We start from the raw sequence: 19,289 nt of genomic DNA on the forward strand, positions 1-19,289 counted from the left end.
TGTCCTCTGCCCGCGTCACGCGAGCATCGCGAGTCCGCGTTCTACCAGGGGCCGTACCTGCGCACCGACGTGGTCGAAACCCGGCCCCACGGTCTGCCCGTGCAGGTGCCGGTAGTGCACGCCCTCCAGGATCACCGCGAGCTTGAACGCGGCGAACGCGCGGTACCACGCCAGGTTCGACAGGTCCCGGCCGGAAACCGCAGCGTAGTGCGCGAGCATCTCGGCCACCGTCGGGTGACCGGGCACCGAGACCGGCGAGCGCGGCGGACCGGTCGCCGACATGACCGGCCGCTCGGCGTAGAGCAGCATCAGCGCGACATCGGTCAGCGGGTCGCCGAGGGTGGACATCTCCCAGTCCAGCACCACCCTGATCCGGTTGTCGTGCACCAGCATGTTGTCCAGCCGGAAGTCGCCGTGCAGCACGGTGGCGTCCCGGCCGTCGGGGATCGCCCGTGCCAGGCGCAGGTGCAGCTCGTCGATGCCGGGGACCTCCCGGCTGCGGGAGTCGTCGAGCTGGCGGCGCCACCGGTTGACCTGCCGCTGGTTGAACCCCACCGGGCGGCCGAAGTCCGCGAGCCCGACCTCGGCGCTGTCGATCGCGTGCAGCCTGGCCAACACCTCCACGGTCTCCAGCACCAGCGCGCGCAGCCGGTGCCGGCCGAGCCCGTCGAGCAGCGCCGGGTCGCGCAGCACCGTGCCGGGCACGTACTCCATGAGGTAGAAGGGTTCCCCGAGCACCGAGGGGTCGGTGCACAGCAGCACCATCGCCGGCACGGGCACCGGGGAGCCGGCGAGCGCGCGCATCACCGTGTACTCCCGGCGCATGTCGTGCGCGGTGTCCAGCACGTGCCACAGCGGCGGTCGGCGCAGCACCCACCGGTTGGTGCCGTCGGTCACCAGGTAGGTCAGGTTCGACTTCCCGCCGCCGAGGACCTGACCGGTCAGTTGACCGTCGGTCATTCCTGGGCTGGCCCGCTCGAGGTAGTCCCGCAGCGGCGCGAGTTCGAGTCCTGGCAGGGTCATCGGGCGTCGTCGAACAGCTCGGTCGGGAAGTCCCGCGTCTTCGACAGTGTCCACAGTGGAGCGCGCTTCTCCTTGAACGCGTTGACCCCTTCGGGGGCGTCGGCGTGTTGGCCGGCCCAGCGGAACAGTTTGCGTTCCAGCTCCAGCGCGGCTTCCTGGTCGGTCTCCTGCAGGAACCGGCGGGCGACCAGCTTGGTGATCGCGGCCGACACCGGGGCGACGTTGGTCGCGATGTCGTGGGCGGCGGCCAGCGCGGCGGGCAGCACCTCCTCGGTGGGCAGCGCGCGGGCGGCGAGCCCCGCCTCGGCGGCCTCCCGGCCGGGGAAGATCCGGCCGGTCAACAGCAGGTCGATCGCGCGGGCGTAGCCGATCAGCCTGGGCAGGCTCCACAGCAGGTCGGCGTCGGGGATCACGCCCCGGCGGTTGAACACGAAGCCCAGCTTGGCGTCCTGGGCCACGTACATGATGTCCGCGCGCAGCGCCATGGTGATGCCGGCGCCGACCGCGGCGCCGTTGACCGCGGCGATCACCGGCGTGCGCAGCTTCTCCGCGGACCGCGGCGGGCCGGGGTACCGAGCTTGCGCCTCGTCGCGGGTGAGGGAGCCGTCGAAGGTGCGCCCGGCCGGCAGCAGCCCGGCACCCGCGCAGAACGCCCGGCCCGCGCCGGTGAGCACGATCGCGCGGATGGTGTCGTCGTCGTCGAACTCGCCGTAGGCGTGGTTCAGCTCGGCGGACATCAACCAGTCCCAGGTGTTGAGCACGTCCGGGCGGTTGAGCGTCACCACGCCGACCGGGCCGTCCCGGTCAACGACAATGGATTCGTAGGTCTCTACAGTGGTCACGATCTCCTCCAGTTCGGTCACAGCCCGATGCGGTCGGCCAGCCGGCGGTGGTAGGCGCCGACGTCGCCGAACAACATCAGCGATGCCTTGGCGCGCTTGAAGTACAGGTGTGCGTCGTGCTCCCAGGTGAACCCGATGCCGCCGTGGATCTGCACGTTGTCCGCGGCCGCGCGGAAGTAGGCCTGTGCCGCCGAGGCCTTGGCCAGCGTGGCCACCACCGGCAGCTCGGCCGGGTTCGCGTCGGCGGCCCAGGCCGCGTACCGGGCGGCCGCGTCGGCGCCCTCGATCGCCACCAGCGTCTCGGCGCACTTGTGTTTGACCGCCTGGAACTGGCCGATCGGGCGGCCGAACTGCTGTCGCACCTTGGCGTAGTCCACGGCCAGGTCGAGGCAGGCCCGCGCGCCGCCGACCATCTCCGCGGCCAGCAGCACGTTGGCCGCGTCGAGAGCGGTGGCCAGCAGTGCGGTGCCGTCGCCGACCGCGCCGACCGGAGTGCACGGCGTGTCCTGGAAGTCCAGCCGGGCAAGGGGTCTGGTCTGGTCCAAAGTGGGCAGTGCGGTCCTGGTGAGGCTCGCGTCCGGCTCGACGGCGACCACCGTGGTCGCCGCGCCGGTGCCCGCGACCACCAGGATCAGGTCCGCGACCATCCCGTCCAGCACGATCGACGCGCTGCCCGACAGCCGCCAGCCGGTGTCGGTGTCGCTGACCGACAGGGACGTGCCGGCCGAGTCCCAGTCGCCGCCGGGCGCCAGCCAGGCCAGGGTGGCGACCGTCTGTCCACTCGCGATTCCGGCGAGGTGCCGGTCGTCGCCGGCGGCGAGCAGCACCGGCAGGGTGAGGCCGACGGTGGCCAGCAGCGGGCTGGGCAGCAGCGCCCGGCCGCACTCCTCGAACACGTGCGCCAGCTCCTGGAACCCGTAGCCCGCACCGCCGTTGGCCGCCGGCACCGCGAGTCCCTGAACACCGAGGTCGGCCAGACCGTCCCAGCTGGACCGGTCGAACGCGGTCTCGGTGGCCATCAGCTCGCGGACCCTGGTCAGCGGCACGCGATCGGCGAGGAACCGGCGCACGGTGGCGCCCAGCTCCCGCTGTTCGGTGGTGGTGGCGAGGCTCATCGGGCACCTCCCGGCGCGGGGTCCTTCGGCAGGCCGAGCACGCGTTCGGCGACGATGTTGCGCTGTACTTCGGCGGTGCCGCCCCAGATGGTGTGCGAACGGGTCACCAGGAACTCCTCCTGCCAGTGGCTGAGCTCGTAGTCCTCGCCGACGACCAGCGCGTCCGGGCCGAGCAGGTCCATGGCGATCTCGGTCAGCCGCCGCTGGTACTCCGACCACCGGATCTTGCTGGTGGACCCGTTGCCGAGGCCACGCCCGGTGCCGCCGCCGGCGAGGTCGGCGACCAGTTGGAGCCCGGCGAAGCGGATGGTCTCCACCTGGGCGTAGGCCCAGGCGAGCTGTTCGCGGACCCGGACGTCGTCGATCAGCCCGCGTTCGCGGACCGCGTCGACGAGTTGCCAGAACTGGCGCAGGAACGCGACGTGCTGGGTGGTGGCGCTGCCGCCGCGCTCGCTGCCCAGCGTGGTCATCGCGACCCGCCAGCCGTTGTCCAGTCCGCCGATCACGTTGTCCAGTGGGGCGCGGGCGCCGGTGAGGAAGGTCTCGGCGAACAGCGCCTTGCCGGTGATCCTGGTGATCGGGCGGAACTCGATGCCGTTGGGGCCGCCGTCGCGTTCGGTCGGCACCAGGACGTAGGAGATGCCCTTGTGCTTGGGCGCTTCCTGGTTCGTCCGGCACAGGACGAAGATCATGTTCGCCTTCCAGAACCCGGAGGTCCACACCTTCTGCCCGGTCAGCACCAGTTCGCCGCCATCGACCACGCCGGTGGTGCGCAGGCTCGCGAGGTCCGAGCCGGCCTCCGGCTCGGAGAAGCCCTGGCAGTAGTCGTGGTCGCCGGAGATGATCGGCGGCAGGAACCGGCGCCGCTGCTCGTCGGTGCCGTGCGCGATGATCGCCGGGCCCACCAGGGACTCGCCCATGCCCCTGGTCAGCCGGGGCACGTCGGCCAGGCCGAACTCCTCGTTCATGATGGACACCTCGACGCCGGAGAGTCCTCGGCCGCCGTACTCCCTCGGCCAGGCGACGCACATGTAGCCGGCCTCGGTCAGTGTCTTGGCCCAGCCGGCCAGCAGACCGTCCAGATCGGACGGTCCACGTGGCACCCGTACACCGCGGATCTCGGCCGGCGCGTTGGCCGTGAGCCAGGTGCGGACCTCGGCGCGGAAGGCCAGTTGGCCTGGGGTGTAGTCGATCGGGGTGCTCATGGGGTGGGAACCGTTCTCGTGGCGGTGCTCGGGGTGTCGGTGTCGGCGGTTGGCCGGTCGGCGATCGCGCCTGCCTGGCGGAGTTCGGCGACCCGGGTGTCGTCGTAGCCGAGCAGCTCGCGCAGCACGATGTCGTTGTGCTGGCCGAACAGGGGCGCGGGTCGGTGGTGGCCGCCGGGGGTGCGGTCGAGCCGGAAGCCGAGCGCGCCGTACTCCCGGCGGCCGACCAGCGGATGGTCCAGCGCCACCACCATGCCGGCGGCGCGGACCGCCTCGCTGGTCGCGATGTCCGCGCCGGAGAGCACCGGCGCGGCCGGGATCCCGTTATCCTGCAACCTGCTCGCCAGCCCGGTCTTGTCCTGTGTGGACGTCCAGGCGGTGATCGGGGCGCGCAGGTCGTGCTGGTTGGCGGTGCGCTGCTCGACCGTGGCGTAGCGGGGGTCGGCGGCGAGGTCTGGCCGGTCCATGGCCGCGCACAGCGCTCGCCAGGTGTGGTCGTCGCCGACGGCGATGGCCACCCACTGGTCATCGCCCCGGCACGGGTAGGCGTCGTGCGGGGCGAACCCGGCGGCGGCGTTGCCGTCCGGGCGCCAGGTGGTGCCGGTTTCCAGTTGCTCCAGCACGTACTCGCCGATCCAGTGCGCGGCCGCCTCGACCTGGGGGACCTCGATCCGGCAGCCGGTGCCGGTGCGCGCCCGTAGGGCCAGCGCGGTCAGCACGGCGGCGACCGCGTTCAGCCCGCCGGTCGGGTCGAGGTAGGCCGGGCCGGTGAGCACCGGGGTGCCGTCCGAGTAGCCCATCAGCGCGGTCATCCCGGACGCGGGTTCCATGGTCTTGCCCATGCCCTGGTGGCCCGACATCGGCCCGCCGGGGCCGAACGCGGGCATCTCGACCACGATGATGCCCGGGTTGACCTCGCGCAGCGCGGTGTGGCCCGCGCCGAGCCGGTCGAGCACGCCGGGGGTGAAGTTCGCCAGCACCACGTCCGCGGTCGCGGCGAGGTCGCGCAGCACCTGTGCCGAGCCGGGCAGCTTCAGGTCCAGCGCGAGGGAGCGTTTGTCCAGGTTCTGGGAGTTGAACAGGACGTTGCGGTTCTGCGGGTCCGTGCCGGGGTCGAGGTCGGGGTAGTAGAACCGGGCGCCGCCGGCCCGGGTGCCGCGCCAGGAGTCCGGATGGCTCGGTGCCTCGATCTTGACCACGTCCGCGCCGAGATAACCGAGACACCGCCCGGCGAAGGGCCCGGCCCACGCCGTGGTGAACTCCAACACCCGAACCCCCGCCAGCGGCCCGCGCCCCGTTACCGCAGCGAAGGGTCCCTTCGCTGCACTGGACGCAGTGAAGGAGCCCTTCGCTGCGGTGGGGGCCGGGGGTGGGCGGTGGAGGTCGAAGAGGCGGTTCAGGGTGGGGGTGAGCATGGTTCTGGCCCGCCAGTGTTCGGAGGTGACCAGTTCGCCGAGGGTGGTGACCTTCTCCGCGCTGACCCGGCCGGCCTGGCAGGCGGTGACCACGTCGTCGGCCAGCATGGTGGTTGCCTTGCCCTGTAACAGGTCCACCACCTGGGGCCAGTGGGTGAGGCGGTCGCCCGCGGTGGCGAACCTCGGGTCGTCGAGCAGTTCCGGCACGCCGAACACCCGGCACAGGCTCGGCCAGTTCCGGATCGCGAACAGCACCACCCAGGCGTCCGCGCAGCGCAGCACCGCCAGGAATCCCGGGTAGCGGGCGCGGGTCTCCTGGGTGCCGTTGTAGCTGTACTGGCTCACCAGGTTCTGCGCCATCCCGAGCGTCGACTCGAACACCGTCGCCCGCACCCGTTGGCCCCGCCCGGAACGGCCGCGTTCGTGCAGCGCGGCCAACGCCGAGATGTAGGCAGTGGTGCCGGTGGCGTAGGCGGCCCGCTGGCCGAGGCCGTAGATCGGCGGCCGGGTCGCCGTGCCGGTCGCGTTCATCACCCCGGCCAGCGCCTGGTGCACCATCTCCGTGCCCCGCCAGTGTGCGTAGGGCCCTGGCGGGAAGTCGCCGATCTCGCAGTCGACCACCCGGTCGGCGAGCGCGGGCGGCTCACCCTGGTCCCGTAGCACCACATCGGCCGTGGCAAGCAGTTCGCATACCGCCGACGAGGTGCGCTCGGTGAAGTCCTTGCCCTGGTTGAGATGCCGGAACAGGAACGACCCGCCGTCGGGGGAGCGCGGCGGCAACGACCGGGTCGGCGAGCCGCCCGGCGGCTCGACCAGCACGACCTGCGCGCCGTGCAGCGCGAACAGCCGGCCGGCGTACTGCCCGGCCACCGTCGAGGACAGATCCGCGACCAGCACACCGGAAAGCGGCTCAGGCGACGATGACATCGTCCTCGGTCCTTTCTGTACGCACGACTCCCGAGCTCATCCGGTCGCGCAGCGCGTCGCCGATGCGGTACACGCACAGCACGACCACCCCGAGCAGCACCCCGGGCGAGATGATCTGGGCGGGAGCCGACAGGATCTGGGCGTAGGCGTCGGACAGGTCGCTGCCCCAGCTCGGCGCGGGCTTCGGCACCCCGAGACCCAGGAACGACAGCACGCCCTGGATGACGAACGCGAGTCCGGTGTAGATGGTCAGCTGCACCACCACCGGCCGCAGCGCCAGCGGCAGGATGTGTCTGGCCAGGATGATCGGCGTGCGCACCCCGGACAGCCGGGCGCTCTGCACGAACTGCGCCTGGCGCACCGCGAGCACCCCGGATCGGGTCAGCTGCGCGGTGTTCGGCGACAGCACGAGTCCGATCGCGACCATCGAGGTCACCAGCCCGGCGCCGAGCGAGCCGGTGATCGCCACCGCGAGCACCATGGTGGGGAACGCGATCATGATGTCCGCCAGGCGCATCAGCGTGGTGCCGGCGTACTTCGGCCAGTACCCGGCCACCGTGCCCCACACCACGCCGAGCACGAACGTGACCCCCACGGCGATCGCGACGCCGCCGAACGCGTTGCGGCCACCCCAGATCAGTCTGCTCAGCACGTCCCGGCCGAACTGGTCGGTGCCGAGCAGATGGGCCATGGACGGTCCGCCGAGCCGGTTGTCCAGGTCCTGGGTCAGCGGGTCGTAGGGCGCGACCAACGGCGCGAGCACCGCGGCCAGCAGCAGTCCGATGAGGACGGTCAGGGCGATCACCAGCCCGGCCGTCGGCCGGTTGCCGCGCATCCTCACTCCCCCCTGCTCGCCGGGCTGACCAGCCCGTTGACGATGTCCACCACGAGGTTGACCACCAGCGCGATCACCACGTACACCAGCACGATGCCGAGGATGAGCGGGTAGTCCCGCACGCCGATCGCGTTGACCAGCGCGCTGCCCATGCCCGGCAGCACGAAGATCTTCTCCAGCACCAGCGTCACCCCGAGCTGGCCGAGCGCGAGCAGCGCGACCACGTTCAGCACGGTCGGCAGCGCGGCGCGGAACGCGTAGCGCCAGGTGACCACCCGCTCCGGCAGGCCCATCGCCCGCGCGGTGCGGGTGTACTCACTGGCCAGCGCGTCCACCATCGCCGCGCTCACCTGCCGGATCACGATCGCGCTGCCACCGAGGATCATCGGCAGCACCGGCAGGATCACGTGGTAGAGGTTGCCGAGCGGATCCTCGGTGAACCGGGGATAGCCCAGCCGGGGGAGCAGCCCCAGTCCCACGGAGAACACGCTGATCAACACGAGCGCCAGGAAGAAGTCCGGCACCGCGAGCCCGAGCCCGGACACGGTGCGAATCCAGCGCCCGGACCGCCTGCCCGCCCGCTTGGCCGCGTACACCCCGAGCGGCAGGGCCACCACGATCGTGCCGATGATGGCCAGCAGCACCAACTCCAGCGTCACCGGCAGCGCCAGCGTGATCAGGTTCGACACCGGTTGCCCGGTCTGGAACGACACGCCGAGGTCGCCGGTCATCGCCCGGCCAAGCCAGCCGAAGAACTGCTCGACCACCGGCCGGTCCAGCCCGAGTTGCTTCTCCACCACCGCGATCGCCTCCGGCGTGGCCTCCTCGCCGAGGCGGGCGTATGCCGGGCCGCCGGGGATGATCTTGACCAGCAGGAAGGTCAGCAGGCCGGCGCCGACCGCGGTCGGCACGAACAACAGCAGCCTGCGCAGGACGAAGCGGGGCAGCCCGCCCGCCGCGAACAGGCCGCGCCGCCCGTTCGCGGCACCACCGGTGTCCGGGACGTCCTCGATCGGATCGGCCACCGACTCGGCCGCCTCGGTGCGCATCAGCCGGCCGCGGTGACGCCGAGCGCGGTGAAGTCCGCCTCACCGTTGATCGCGAACGCGTCCTTCCCGCCGACCACCCGGTCGGTCCACGCCGAGACGTAGGGGGTGTAGTAGAGCGGGATGATCGGCAACTGCTCCTGCAGCACCTCGTTGGCCTGGCGCAGCGCGGCCATCAGCTCCTCCTCCGAGGTGGCCTTGTTCAGCGCGTCGACCGCCGCGTCGCCGTCGGGGATGGGCGCGTTGCCGGCGTTGCCCGACGATGAGGTGGTGAGCAGCCTGCGGTAGATGGTCATCCAGTCCGGCCCGGAGTTCATCCCGGTGGAGAAGATGTCGTACTGGTGGTCGGTGTAGAACCGCTTGGTCGCGTCCGGCAGGGCCTTCGCCTCGAACGTCACCTCGATGCCGACCTCGGCCAGCTGCTCGGAGATGATCACGCCGTTGTTCTGGAAGTTGCTGCCGTCAAGGGAAACCCCGCGCAGGGTCAGTCCGTCCGGGTGCCCCGCCTGCGCGAGCAGTTCCCGCGCCTTGTCCGGGTCGTGCGGGTAGGCGTCGTCCAGATCGTCCATGTGGAACGGATGGTCGGGCGGGTAGGGCTGCACCGAGCCGACGTCGGTGAGCCCGTCGGAACCGGTCTCGGCCAACGCCTCGCGGTCGATGGCGTAGCTGATGGCCTGCCGGATCCGCACGTCCTCGAGCGGGCCCTGGCTGCGGTCGACGTTCAGGTCGGAGATGGCGACGCCGATGTCGGAGCTGATGGTGACCGTCGGCTGGTCCTTCAGCGAGGTGACCACCGGCGGCTCCAGCCGGAAGCCGAAGTCGGCCTGCCCGCCGGTGAGCGCGGCGACCTGGGCGGAGGGGTCGGTGATGATCGAGACGTTGATCGTGGCCGCCCGGCCCGGCTGGGGACCGGCCTGCTGGTAGTCGTCCCAGCGGGTGAGGGTCACCGAGCTGCCCGGCACGAAGTCGGTCAGCTGATAGGGCCCGGCGCCAACGGGTGTCGATCCGAACGACGCGCCGGACTTCTCCCGCGCCACGGGCGAGGCGAGCATCCCGAGCCGGCTGCCGAGCAGGTCGACCAGCCCGGAAAGCGGTTGCTCCAGGGTGAACACCAGCGTGTCCTGCCCCTTGGCGGCGACGCCCTCCAGACCCGGGACGGTCTGGTTGCCCAGCGCGATGCACTGGTCGATGCTTGTCGCCGCCGTCTCGGCGGTGAGCGGCGTGCCGTCCTGGAACGTGAGGCCCTGCTGGAGAGTGAGGGTCAGCGTCAGCCCGTCCGGCGAGGTCACCCACTCGGTCGCGATGCCGGCCGACAGCTCGCCGGTGCCCGGATCGGTACGCAGCAGCGGGGCGTAGATCGCCGACATATAAGCGAGTTCGGATCCGGACAGCGTGCCGCACGGGTCGAACTGGTTGGGCGTCGAGCCGTGGACGATGTTCAGCGTGCCCTGCGGGTCCGGCTCGCCCGAGCCGTCACCGGTGGTCCCGCCGCCTGCCTGCGCGGAGCACGACGCGATGGTCAGTGCCGCGACGGTCCCGGCGAGCAGCCGGACCGCCGCCCGCCGGGGAGTTGGTGCGGACATCGTGCACTCCTTTGTGCTGGGGAAAGTTGTGTTGGCCGCGACCGTCAGCTGATCTCGGGCCAGAAGTGGCAGGCGACCTGATGCGCCTGGTCGGCACCGAGCGTCGGCTCCTCGACCGCGCACCGCTCCTTGGCGAAGCGGCAGCGGGTGCGGAACCGGCAACCCGACGGCGGGCGCCGCGCGTCCGGGATCTCTCCCGGCAGCAGCGTCCTGCTCCGGGCGCGGGCCTGGAGCGACACGGTGGGCACGGCGCTGATCAGCGCCTGGGTGTAGGGATGGCGGGGCTCGCGCAGCACCGCGCGCACCGGGCCGACCTCCACCAGCTTGCCCAGGTACATCACGCCGACCTGGTCGGCGAGCCGGGCGATCGAGGTCATGTCGTGCGAGACGAACACGTAGGTGAGCCCGTTGCGCTCGCGCAGCTCGTCCAACAGCCGCAACACCCCGGCCTGCAACGAGATGTCCAACGCGGCCACCGGCTCGTCACACATGATCAGCGGCGCGTCCGCGGCGACCGCGCGGGCGATGGTGACCCGCTGCCGCTGTCCGCCGGAGAGCTGCGCGGGCCTGCGCTCGGCGAGTTCGGCACCGATGCCGACCTGACCGAGCAGCTCGACCGCGTGCGCCCGCAACCGCGTCGGCACCCGGAAACTGGCCGGCGCCAACGGTTCGGCCACACTGCGCCAGATCGGCAGGCTCGGCGACAGCGCCAGCATCGGGTCCTGGAAGATCACCTGGACCTGACCGCCCCGGCCGACGGAGCCGGCCGCGTCGGCCAGGGTGCCGTCCGGTGCCGCGATCCGGATCCGGCCCTCGGCCACCGGAAGCAGCCCGGCGACCGCCATGACCAAAGTGGACTTGCCGGAGCCGGACTCGCCGATGACTCCGAACGTCTCGCCGCTGGCCACCCGCAGCGACACCCGGTCCACCGCGCGCAGCGGGTCGCGCCGGTTGCCGTAGGTCACCACCAGGTCCTCGACCGACAGCGCGCCACCGGTCATGCCGACAACCCGGTCAGCTCGAGCTCGTCATGGCGCCGGCATCTGGTCAGCCCGCCGCCCGCGTCGGGCACCAGCGCCGGCACCTCGTCGACGCACGCGTCCTGGCGGTGCGGGCAGCGCGGATGGAACCGGCAGCCCGCCGGCGGCCGGGCCGGGTTGGCCGGCGCGCCCGCGATCCCCGGCCAGGCCTCGGTCCTGTCCGTGTCGAGGTCCACTGTGGACGCCTGGAGCAGCGCCCACGGGTAGGGGTGGCGCGGCCGGCGCAGCAGGCTCGCGGTGCGGTCCACGGTGACCACCTGCCCGCAGTACATGGCGATCACCCGGGAGCACAGGTCGCTGACCACGCCGAGGTTGTGGCTGATCAGCAGGACGGCCAGGCCGCGTTCCTCGGCCAGCTGGTGCAGCAGGGCGATGATCTGCGCCTGGATGGTCACGTCCAGCGCGGTGGTCGGCTCGTCGGCGATGAGCAGCCGGGGCTCGCACACCAGCGCCATCGCGATCATGATCCGCTGGCACATGCCGCCGGACAGCTCGTGGGTGTAGGCGGTGAGCGTGCGGCGCGGGTTGGGCAGGCCGACCCTGGCCAGCAGGTCGCAGGCGCGCTCGGTGGCCTGCGCGGTCGGCACGTTCTCGTGCGCGCGCACCACGTCGAGGATCTGCTTGCCGACCGGGCGCGCCGGGTGCAGCGCGGCCCTCGGCTCCTGGAAGATCATGCTGAGCTCGTTGCCGCGCAACCGGCGCAGCGCGTCGGCCTCGGCGGTGAGCAGGTCGGTGCCGCCGAAGGTGACCGTGCCGCTGGCCCGTGCGGTGGGTGGCAGCAGGCCCATCACGGTCAGCCCGGTCAGCGTCTTGCCGGAGCCGGACTCGCCGACCAGGCCGACGACCTCGCCCTCGGCCAGGGTGAAGGACACCTCGGAGAGCAGTCGCGTGCCGCCGATGGTCAGCCCGAGCTGGTCGACCTCGAGCAGGTGATCACCCATGACAGGTCCTCTCGCTGACCGCCGCGGCATCTATATGCACTGATGGTGCAAATAGTAAGTCGCATCACATCCGTGTCAATAGTTGTCCCGGATTAAGATGCACACGCAGTGCAAATAGTAAGTCCGGTCACCCCTGTGTCAAGGAGGACCCGTGGGCACGGAACTGTCGATCGGCCGGCTGTTCGGACATTTCGCCCGCACTCGCCCGCACGACCTCGCGCTGGTCGACGCGGCCGGCACGGACCCGATGACCTGGTCGGAGCTGGACCTGGCGACCAACCGGCTGGCCAGGGCGTACGCCGCGGCCGGGGTCGGCCAGGACACCACGGTCGCGATCGGGCTGCCCAACTCGGTGGCGTTGTTCCGCACCTGCGTGGCGGTGTGGAAGCTCGGCGCGACAGCGCTGCCGCTCTCGCCCAAGCTGCCGGCGCCCGAGCGCGCCCGGGTCCTCGCCCTGGCCGGCCCGGCACTGGTCGTCGACCGCGAACCGGAGGCGGGGGACCGGGACGCGAGCGAGTTACCGGAGCGGGTGCCGACCCACTGGAAGGCGCTGACCTCCGGCGGCAGCACCGGCGCGCCGAAGCTGATCGTGAGCCACGACCCGCCATGGTACGACCCGGCCAACCCGGTGGTGGAGTACCTGCACGCGGACGGCGTGCAGCTCGTGGTCGGGCCGCTTTACCACAACGCGGCGTTCATCTACGCCATGCGCGGACTGTTCTGCGGCAACCGGTTGGTGGTCATGCGCCGGTTCGACGCGGCCGGCGTGCTCGACCTGGTCGAGCGCCACCGGGTCACCTGGATGCAGCTGGTGCCGACGATGATGAACCGGATCTGGCGGCTGCCGGCCGAGGTGCGCGCGCGGGCCGACCTGTCCTCGCTGCGCACCCTGCTGCACGTCGGCGGCCCGTGCGCGCCGTGGCTGAAGGAGGCGTGGCTCGACTGGCTCGGGCCCGACCGGGTGGTCGAGGTCTACGCCGGCACCGAGAGCCAGGGCGTCACCATGATCACCGGCCGGGAGTGGCTCGCGCACCGGGGCTCGGTCGGCCGGCCGATCCGCGGCTCCCGGTTCCAGGTGCAGGACGAGCACGGGGCGATCGTGCCGCCGGGTACGGTCGGCGAGGTGTTCCTGATGCCGGCCGGCGGCCCCGGCTCCACCTACCACTACGTCGGCGCGCGGCCGCGAAGCCGGGACGGCTGGGAGTCCCTCGGCGACCTCGGCCACTACGACGATGACGGCTACCTCTACCTGGACGACCGGTCGACCGACTGCATCGTCACCGGGGGCGCGAACGTGTACCCGGCCGAGGTCGAGGGCGCGCTCGACGCGTATCCCGGGGTGCGGGCCAGCGCGGTGATCGGCCTGCCGGACGAGGACCTCGGGCACCGGGTGGTGGCGATCGTCGAGGTGGAGGACGGGGTGCTCGCCGAGGCGCTGGACGCCCACCTGGCCACGCTGATCGCGCCGTACAAGCGGCCGAGGGCCTACGAGCTGACCAACCACCCGCTGCGCGACGAGGCCGGCAAGGTCCGCCGCTCGGCGTTACGCGCGCGGCGGCTGCCGGGAACGCTCCCGTGACCGCTGTGCTGCGACCGGACCTGGCCGCCTGGCGGGCCCACCGGTCCGGATCGTCCACAGTGGACGAGTTGGTGGCCGCGCTGGCCGTGCGCAGGCTCGGGCCCGACCTGTTCGCCGGCACCAGCACCGCGCTGCCGGCCGGGCGGGTGTTCGGCGGCCAGACACTGGCCCAGTGCGTGGTGGCGGCGGCGCTGACGGTGGCGCCGCCGGCCGTGCCGCACTCGCTGCACGGCTACTTCGTCCGTCCGGGGAGCCCGTCGCGGGAGTCCCGGTTCACCGTCAGCACGATCCGCGACGGCCGGTCGTTCACCACCAGGCGGGTGGAGGCCGCCCAGGACGGCGAGCCGACCTGCGCGGTGATCGCCTCGTTCCACGTGCCAGAGGACGGCCTGACCCACCAGGACCCGATGCCGCGGCGGCCGGGTCCCGACGGACTCGACGGCCGGACGCCGTTCGACCCCGACGGTCCGCTCGGCGCGGTGGAGCTGCGGCCCTGCCCGCCCACGGACGGCGCGCCGAGGGCGGAGTCGGCGATGTGGCTGCGGGTGACCGCGCCGCTGCCCGACGATCCGTTGCTGCACCAGGCGTTGTTGGTGTACCTGTCGGACTTCGGCATCGTGCGCGGCGCGTTCCGGCTGCACGGCGTCACCCGGCCGCAGGTGCGCACCGCGAGCCTGGACCACAGCATGTGGCTGCACCGGCCGGGGCGGGCCGACGAGTGGGTGCTCTACGACAACCGCAGCCCGTCGAGCGGGAACGGCCGGGCGGTCGGCTTCGGGACCATGTACAACGCGGCGGGCGACCTGCTGGCCACCGCGGGGCAGGAGATGCTGGTGCGGATGGCCGACTGAGCTACCGGTGCCGGACCACGGTCGCGGACGACGGCACGGACAGCGCCTGCCGCAGGGACTCCCGCAGCCCGGCCGTCGGCTCGAGGCCCAGCTCGTCGAGCAACACCCGGCGGCACTGCTCGTACTGGCCCTGCGCCGCGGCCCGGTTGCCGGCGGCCAGGTGTGCGTCGATGAGCGCGCGGTGGGCGCTCTCCCGCAACGGTTCGGCCTGCACGGCGGCCAACCCGGCGGCGACGGCCTCGCCGTAGCGGCCCACCGTGGTCAGCCGGGTGGCCATCGCCTCCAGTGCGTAGAGGCGAAGTTGGTGGTACTGCTCCTTTTCCAACAGCACCCACTCGTTGTCCGACCACTCCGGCAGCAGGTCGGCGGACAGGTCCTCGCGGGTCTGCCTGGTCAGGATGTCGTCGCAGGTGCTGGCGGTGTCCAGCAACTGGTGCGCGTGCGCCATCGCGTCGCGGATGTCCACGGTGATGTAGCTGGCCAGCGCCATCTCGTGGGTCGAGGCGTTGATCAGCTCCGGCTCGTTGCGCAGCGCCCGCCACAGCGATGACCGCAGGTTGGCGTTGGCACGGGTGGCGGTGGCCTCCGGCCACAGCGACCTGGCGACGTAGGTCCTGGTGCGTGGCCGGTCCTGCAACGCGAGAAACGCGAGCAACTGTTGGGCGCTGGCGGACAGTGGTATCCGCCGGTCGCCGATGAGCAGCGCGAATCCCTTGAGCAGCCGCAACGTCACGATCTGCTGAGCATGTGTGCGCATCCGGTTCCCCCAGGGCGCAACGAACTTCCGGAAGTCCTTGCCACAGCGGTATTCGGGTTCTGGCCTCGGATCGTTACGGGGAATTCTCAGAATAGTTCTGTAATTCGGCCAACCAGTCGAGCACGGCCGCCTGGACCGCCACGACCGTGCTCACCGCCAGCGGCGGTGCCTGCTGTCCGCCGATGGAGGACAGGATGCGCACCCGGAGGCGGTCGGGCCGGCCGTCCTCCAGCCAGGCACGCACGATCATGGTGCCGCTTGGTTGTTCCGATGGCTCCACGAACGCAGCATGCACGCCGGCTGTCACCGCGGCGTCGTCGCGCCGTGTCCGCGTCCGTCATCGCGGTAATGCGATGACGGACGCCGTCATCGCGTCCAGTGCGCCGAAGGACGCCTTCATCGCATCGCACGGTGTGGGAACGCGGCGGTGACGCCGTGGCAACGCGGGAGTCGCGGATTCGCTACGCCACGGGTGAAATCCTCCACCTGCGCCGCGGCACCCGCATCCCCGGGACACCGGCGCAGGGAGGATCGCATGGGGGATTTCGGTGTCGTGGCCGACGTTTCGACGATCATCGTCGGCAGGCTGACCCGGGCGATGGTCGGGTTGACGCCGCCCGAGGAGCCGGACCCGATCGCCGTGCTGCACGACCTGTCCGTAGTTGTACCGACCGACCAGGCGAAGCTCACGGTGTTCCTGTATGAGATCGCTGAGGACCCGACATCCCGCAACCGGCCGCCGGTGCGGTCGTTGCCACCGGATCCACCGACCACGCGCAAACCGCCGATGGCCCTGCTGCTGCGGTATCTGGTCACGCCGTGGGGCGGCGACCAGCTCACCCAGCACCAGATGATCGGCCGGGCGCTGCAGTCGTTCTACGACGACGCCGTGCTCGACGGCGATGAGCTGACCGGCAGCCTGGCCGGCGGCATCGACGTGCTGCACGTGACGCTGACCCCGCTCACGCTGGATCAGAAGTCCTGGGTCTGGTACGCGATCCAGCAGCCGTACCGGCTCTCGCTGAACTACGAGATCCGCGTGGTCAACCTGGATTCCGAGGACGTGTCGGCACTTCAGCTGGTACGCAACCGGACCATCGACGGGACTCCGTTGCCATGACACGATTTCTCCCGTTCGAGCGGTCGGTGCTGCACAGCCCGGCCTGGTTCGTGCTGGTCGACGAGTTCGCCAAGCGGCCGAGGACGGCCGGGGTGACGGTCGCCCTCGATCGCTTCGACGAGACCGCGAACGCCTGGCTGCCACAGGACATCGAGCCCGTCCGCACTCCGAGTGCCGCGATCGCCTACCCCGGGCTCGGCAGGCGGGCGCCGGCCGAGGTCCGCTACCGCGCCCGGTTCTCCGTGCCCGGCTACCAACCGCTGTACCCGGCCGACGACGAGCCGTTCGCCGCCGACGTCCTCGGCGTCGAGTTCCTCGCCTACCCCTACGACGACCTCCGCCCGCCAGCCCAACCCGCCGTGCCGAGGCTGGTCCGGCTGCTGCCGGCGGCCGCGTTCGGCTACCCGCCCGGCGTGCGCACCGTGTACGGCCTGGTGCGGGACGCGGCGACCGAGGCACCGGTGGCGAACGCGCTGGTGTCGGTGACCGGCACGGCGAGCCAGGACGTGGTGGCGTGGACCGAACGCACGCTGACCGACCAGCGCGGCGGCTTCCGGCTCTCCCTGCGGTGGTCGGGCGAGCTGGACGGCGCCGACGAGCTGTTCACCCTGCTGGCCACCGAACGCCCCGGCCGGACCGGCTCGCTGGTCATCCGGTTGCCAGCCGACGCCGGTCGCCGGCACATCATCGAGATCGCCCCGCAGTAGCAAGAGAAGTGAGGAGCCAGCCATGCCCGAGTATCTGAGCCCCGGCGTCTACGTCGAGGAGGTCGACGCGGGGCCGCGGCCGATCGCGGGGGTGAGCACCAGCACGGCGGGCATGGTCGGGGTCACCCAGCGCGGCCCGACCACCGGGAAACCGAAGCTGGTCACGAATTTCCTCGAGTTCCAGACGGCGTTCGGCGGTTTCCTGCCAGAGCCGGCGCCCCAGATCCGCGACGCCTGGGCGAACAACCCGACCGAGGGCGGTCGCTGGTGGCTGTTCCCGTTGGCGGTCAAGGGTTTCTTCGACAACGGCGGCCAGCGTCTCTATGTCAAGCGGGTGGTCAGCGGGGACGCGCAGCCGGGATCGGGCACGCTGGTCACCGGACTGGTGAGCCAGATCGTGCGAGACGCGGCGCCCGGCGCCACCACCCTGGAACTCAGCCACCTGGTCGGCTTCACCGGCCGGGACCAGATCACGATCGTCCGCGGCGACGGCCAGGATATCGGCACCGCCACGATCACCGGCTACACCGCGAGCAGCGGCCGGGTGCAGCTCGAAGACCCGCTCGAGGCCGAGGTGAAGGTGTCCCGCGGTGACTTCGTCCAGGTCGTCGCCCGGTCCGAAGTGGACAGCCTGCGGTTCTCCGCGTCGAGCCCAGGTTCCTGGGGCGCGGGTGTCCAGGTGCGGATCCAGCCGTCGGTGAGCGCCACCCTCCCGGTGCTGGCCGATCCGGAGCAGGGCGCGCTGTTCGTCACCCGACTCGCCCAGGACGCGGTGGAGGACAGTACGTCGATCCGGGTCAACGGCGCGGCCGGGCTCGAATCCGGCGAGTACTCGATCCTGATCAACAACCGGAAGTTCGAGGTCACCGCCGGCGAGCCGGACGCGAACCAACAGGTGGAGCTGACCTTCGCGGCGAACACCACACACCCAGCCTGGCAGGCCGGTCTCGGCGTGCGCCGGGTGCGGCTGGCCAACGGGGGCGTGGGCACCACGCTGCGGATCGGCGGCGCGACCCGGCTGTACCTGAACGCGCTCACCCAACTCGACACCGGCGACGCGCTCACCACCCTGCGCGTCCTGGCCATCGACGACGACGTGGTCACCTTCGACGGCAACACGCCGGAGAAAGTCTTCGAGAACGCGCGCCTCGGCCTGGTCGAGGCCACAGTGGACACCCGGTTCGACGACCCGGCGGGCGGCTCGGTGACCGAGACCTTCCGCAACCTGCGGCTGCTCGGCACCGACCAGGGCAGCGTGGTCGCCACCCTGGCCGCCCAGTCACAGCTGGTGCGCGCCACCGCCCTGCCCGGTCTGACCGACGACCCGACGGCCTTCCCGACGCCCGCGGTCGGCAGCTGGCTGACCCTGGCCGACGACGGCGGCGACGCCTTCGATGGCCTGACCGTCGCCGACTTCGTCGGCACGGACGGGGGAAGCGGCCTGCGCACCGGCATCGTGGCGCTGGAGGACATCGACGAGATCTCCGTGGCCGCGGTGCCCGGGGTGTGGTCCGGGACGGTGGAGTCCGCCCTGATCACCCACTGCGAGCTGCTCAAGGACCGGTTCGCCATCCTCGATCCGCAGGACGGGCTGGACCTGGAGGGCATCCAGACCTTCCGCGAGGTCTTCGACACCAAGTACGCCGCGCTCTACTACCCGTGGCTGGTGGTCACCGACCCGTCGACCGGCACGGGCGCGATCGAGGTGCCGCCATCGGGGCACGTCGCCGGCATCTACGCCCGCGTGGACAACGAGCGGGGCGTGCACAAGGCGCCGGCCAACGTGGTCATCCGCGGCATCCGGCTGACCGACGGGATCGCCCAGGACATCACCAAACGCCATCAGGACCTGCTCAACCCCAAGGGCATCAACGCGATCCGGTTCTTCCCCGGGCTCGGCCAGCGGGTGTGGGGCGCGCGCACGCTGTCCTCGGACACCTCGTGGAAGTACATCAACGTCCGCAGGTTGTTCCTGTTCCTCGAGGAGTCCATTGAGGAGGGTACCCAGTGGGTGGTGTTCGAGCCGAACGACGAGGCGTTGTGGGCGCTGGTACGGCAGACCGTCGCGAACTTCCTCACCACCGTGTGGCGTAGCGGCGCGCTCGCCGGTACCACCGCGGACGAGGCGTTCTTCGTCGCCTGTGACCGCTCGACGATGACCGAGGACGACATCGCGAACGGCAGGCTCATCTGCGTGATCGGTGTCGCGCCGGTCTACCCGGCCGAGTTCGTGATCTTCCGAATCCAGCAGAAGACCCGTGAACCGCAGCTCGTGTGAGCTGACCCGACGTGATTGAGAGGCA

General features: G+C 71.4%; 17 protein-coding genes. 5 read left to right on the top strand and 12 right to left on the bottom strand.

From position 1 onward, the window contains the following. Positions 1 to 15: 15 nt before the first annotated feature. The 10 genes from ACYVIP_RS24880 to ACYVIP_RS24925 are packed head-to-tail and all read right to left on the bottom strand — an operon-like array spanning position 16 to position 11,972. Positions 16 to 1,023, bottom strand: coding sequence for a phosphotransferase family protein (locus ACYVIP_RS24880; protein ID WP_460400380.1), 1,008 nt, complete (start codon positions 1,021 to 1,023; stop codon positions 16 to 18). Then, positions 1,020 to 1,886 (bottom strand): enoyl-CoA hydratase-related protein, encoded by an 867-nt coding sequence (locus tag ACYVIP_RS24885; protein ID WP_460400382.1) that lies wholly within the window; start codon positions 1,884 to 1,886, stop codon positions 1,020 to 1,022. Before ACYVIP_RS24885 ends, ACYVIP_RS24880 begins: the two co-directional genes overlap by 4 nt. Next, positions 1,883 to 2,980 (bottom strand): acyl-CoA dehydrogenase family protein, encoded by a 1,098-nt coding sequence (locus tag ACYVIP_RS24890; protein WP_460400384.1) that lies wholly within the window; start codon positions 2,978 to 2,980, stop codon positions 1,883 to 1,885. Before ACYVIP_RS24890 ends, ACYVIP_RS24885 begins: the two co-directional genes overlap by 4 nt. Then, positions 2,977 to 4,185: an acyl-CoA dehydrogenase family protein gene (locus tag ACYVIP_RS24895; protein WP_460400386.1), complete on the bottom strand. Its 1,209-nt coding sequence runs from the start codon at positions 4,183 to 4,185 to the stop codon at positions 2,977 to 2,979. The genes ACYVIP_RS24890 and ACYVIP_RS24895 overlap by 4 nt, the downstream gene beginning before the upstream one ends. Then, the gene (locus ACYVIP_RS24900; RefSeq protein WP_460400388.1) at positions 4,182 to 6,527 is read right to left on the bottom strand and encodes a CaiB/BaiF CoA-transferase family protein; all 2,346 of its coding nucleotides are present in this window, start codon (positions 6,525 to 6,527) and stop codon (positions 4,182 to 4,184) included. The genes ACYVIP_RS24895 and ACYVIP_RS24900 overlap by 4 nt, the downstream gene beginning before the upstream one ends. Then, a complete protein-coding gene (locus ACYVIP_RS24905) occupies positions 6,511 to 7,362 on the bottom strand; it encodes an ABC transporter permease (RefSeq protein ID WP_460400390.1) in 852 nt (283 codons plus the stop codon). The genes ACYVIP_RS24900 and ACYVIP_RS24905 overlap by 17 nt, the downstream gene beginning before the upstream one ends. Before the next feature lie 2 nt (positions 7,363 to 7,364). Beyond that, positions 7,365 to 8,411 (bottom strand): ABC transporter permease, encoded by a 1,047-nt coding sequence (locus tag ACYVIP_RS24910; protein ID WP_460400392.1) that lies wholly within the window; start codon positions 8,409 to 8,411, stop codon positions 7,365 to 7,367. Continuing rightward, positions 8,411 to 9,991, bottom strand: coding sequence for an ABC transporter substrate-binding protein (locus ACYVIP_RS24915; RefSeq protein ID WP_460400394.1), 1,581 nt, complete (start codon positions 9,989 to 9,991; stop codon positions 8,411 to 8,413). The genes ACYVIP_RS24910 and ACYVIP_RS24915 overlap by 1 nt, the downstream gene beginning before the upstream one ends. Before the next feature lie 44 nt (positions 9,992 to 10,035). Beyond that, a complete protein-coding gene (locus tag ACYVIP_RS24920; RefSeq protein ID WP_460400396.1) occupies positions 10,036 to 10,992 on the bottom strand; it encodes an ABC transporter ATP-binding protein in 957 nt (318 codons plus the stop codon). Beyond that, positions 10,989 to 11,972: an ABC transporter ATP-binding protein gene (locus ACYVIP_RS24925; RefSeq protein WP_460400398.1), complete on the bottom strand. Its 984-nt coding sequence runs from the start codon at positions 11,970 to 11,972 to the stop codon at positions 10,989 to 10,991. Before ACYVIP_RS24925 ends, ACYVIP_RS24920 begins: the two co-directional genes overlap by 4 nt. Before the next feature lie 151 nt (positions 11,973 to 12,123). Between ACYVIP_RS24925 and ACYVIP_RS24930 the strand changes: the two genes are divergently transcribed. Both ACYVIP_RS24930 and ACYVIP_RS24935 read left to right on the top strand, forming a co-directional pair. Beyond that, positions 12,124 to 13,551, top strand: a complete 1,428-nt coding sequence (locus tag ACYVIP_RS24930; protein WP_460400400.1) for an AMP-binding protein — start codon at positions 12,124 to 12,126, stop codon at positions 13,549 to 13,551. Then, the gene (locus ACYVIP_RS24935; RefSeq protein ID WP_460400402.1) at positions 13,548 to 14,402 is read left to right on the top strand and encodes an acyl-CoA thioesterase; all 855 of its coding nucleotides are present in this window, start codon (positions 13,548 to 13,550) and stop codon (positions 14,400 to 14,402) included. The genes ACYVIP_RS24930 and ACYVIP_RS24935 overlap by 4 nt, the downstream gene beginning before the upstream one ends. A 1-nt stretch (position 14,403) precedes the next feature. On the opposite strand, the gene ACYVIP_RS24940 is transcribed toward ACYVIP_RS24935, so the two are convergent. Together ACYVIP_RS24940 and ACYVIP_RS24945 are read right to left on the bottom strand one after the other, a co-directional pair. Continuing rightward, a complete protein-coding gene (locus tag ACYVIP_RS24940; protein ID WP_460400404.1) occupies positions 14,404 to 15,159 on the bottom strand; it encodes an AfsR/SARP family transcriptional regulator in 756 nt (251 codons plus the stop codon). A 73-nt stretch (positions 15,160 to 15,232) separates the two neighbouring features. Beyond that, positions 15,233 to 15,439: a hypothetical protein gene (locus ACYVIP_RS24945; RefSeq protein WP_460400406.1), complete on the bottom strand. Its 207-nt coding sequence runs from the start codon at positions 15,437 to 15,439 to the stop codon at positions 15,233 to 15,235. A gap of 255 nt (positions 15,440 to 15,694) precedes the next feature. Here ACYVIP_RS24945 and ACYVIP_RS24950 point away from each other — a divergent pair, with 255 nt between their 5' ends. Genes ACYVIP_RS24950 through ACYVIP_RS24960 form a run of 3 tightly spaced genes read left to right on the top strand, consistent with a single transcriptional unit; the run spans position 15,695 to position 19,264 of the window. Next, entirely contained in the window at positions 15,695 to 16,279 is a 585-nt protein-coding gene (locus tag ACYVIP_RS24950; RefSeq protein ID WP_460400408.1) for a Pvc16 family protein, read from the top strand. Beyond that, complete coding sequence (locus tag ACYVIP_RS24955; RefSeq protein WP_460400410.1) at positions 16,276 to 16,986, top strand: carboxypeptidase-like regulatory domain-containing protein; 711 nt, start codon at positions 16,276 to 16,278, stop codon at positions 16,984 to 16,986. Before ACYVIP_RS24950 ends, ACYVIP_RS24955 begins: the two co-directional genes overlap by 4 nt. Positions 16,987 to 17,008: 22 nt before the next feature. After that, the gene (locus ACYVIP_RS24960; protein ID WP_460400412.1) at positions 17,009 to 19,264 is read left to right on the top strand and encodes a phage tail sheath C-terminal domain-containing protein; all 2,256 of its coding nucleotides are present in this window, start codon (positions 17,009 to 17,011) and stop codon (positions 19,262 to 19,264) included. Positions 19,265 to 19,289 lie beyond the last annotated feature (25 nt).

Source organism: Actinophytocola sediminis (assembly GCF_054779715.1).

Excerpts from the sequence above, each read along its gene's own strand:
- ACYVIP_RS24920 (WP_460400396.1), bottom strand. The coding sequence starts at position 10,992 with ATGACCGGTGGCGCGCTGTCGGTCGAGGACCTGGTGGTGACCTACGGC.
- ACYVIP_RS24960 (WP_460400412.1), top strand. The coding sequence starts at position 17,009 with ATGCCCGAGTATCTGAGCCCCGGCGTCTACGTCGAGGAGGTCGACGCG.
- ACYVIP_RS24890 (WP_460400384.1), bottom strand. The coding sequence starts at position 2,980 with ATGAGCCTCGCCACCACCACCGAACAGCGGGAGCTGGGCGCCACCGTG.
- ACYVIP_RS24910 (WP_460400392.1), bottom strand. The coding sequence starts at position 8,411 with ATGCGCACCGAGGCGGCCGAGTCGGTGGCCGATCCGATCGAGGACGTC.
- ACYVIP_RS24940 (WP_460400404.1), bottom strand. The coding sequence starts at position 15,159 with ATGCGCACACATGCTCAGCAGATCGTGACGTTGCGGCTGCTCAAGGGA.
- ACYVIP_RS24895 (WP_460400386.1), bottom strand. The coding sequence starts at position 4,185 with ATGAGCACCCCGATCGACTACACCCCAGGCCAACTGGCCTTCCGCGCC.
- ACYVIP_RS24900 (WP_460400388.1), bottom strand. The coding sequence starts at position 6,527 with ATGTCATCGTCGCCTGAGCCGCTTTCCGGTGTGCTGGTCGCGGATCTG.
- ACYVIP_RS24955 (WP_460400410.1), top strand. The coding sequence starts at position 16,276 with ATGACACGATTTCTCCCGTTCGAGCGGTCGGTGCTGCACAGCCCGGCC.
- ACYVIP_RS24925 (WP_460400398.1), bottom strand. The coding sequence starts at position 11,972 with ATGGGTGATCACCTGCTCGAGGTCGACCAGCTCGGGCTGACCATCGGC.
- ACYVIP_RS24880 (WP_460400380.1), bottom strand. The coding sequence starts at position 1,023 with ATGACCCTGCCAGGACTCGAACTCGCGCCGCTGCGGGACTACCTCGAG.
- ACYVIP_RS24950 (WP_460400408.1), top strand. The coding sequence starts at position 15,695 with ATGGGGGATTTCGGTGTCGTGGCCGACGTTTCGACGATCATCGTCGGC.
- ACYVIP_RS24915 (WP_460400394.1), bottom strand. The coding sequence starts at position 9,991 with ATGTCCGCACCAACTCCCCGGCGGGCGGCGGTCCGGCTGCTCGCCGGG.
- ACYVIP_RS24905 (WP_460400390.1), bottom strand. The coding sequence starts at position 7,362 with ATGCGCGGCAACCGGCCGACGGCCGGGCTGGTGATCGCCCTGACCGTC.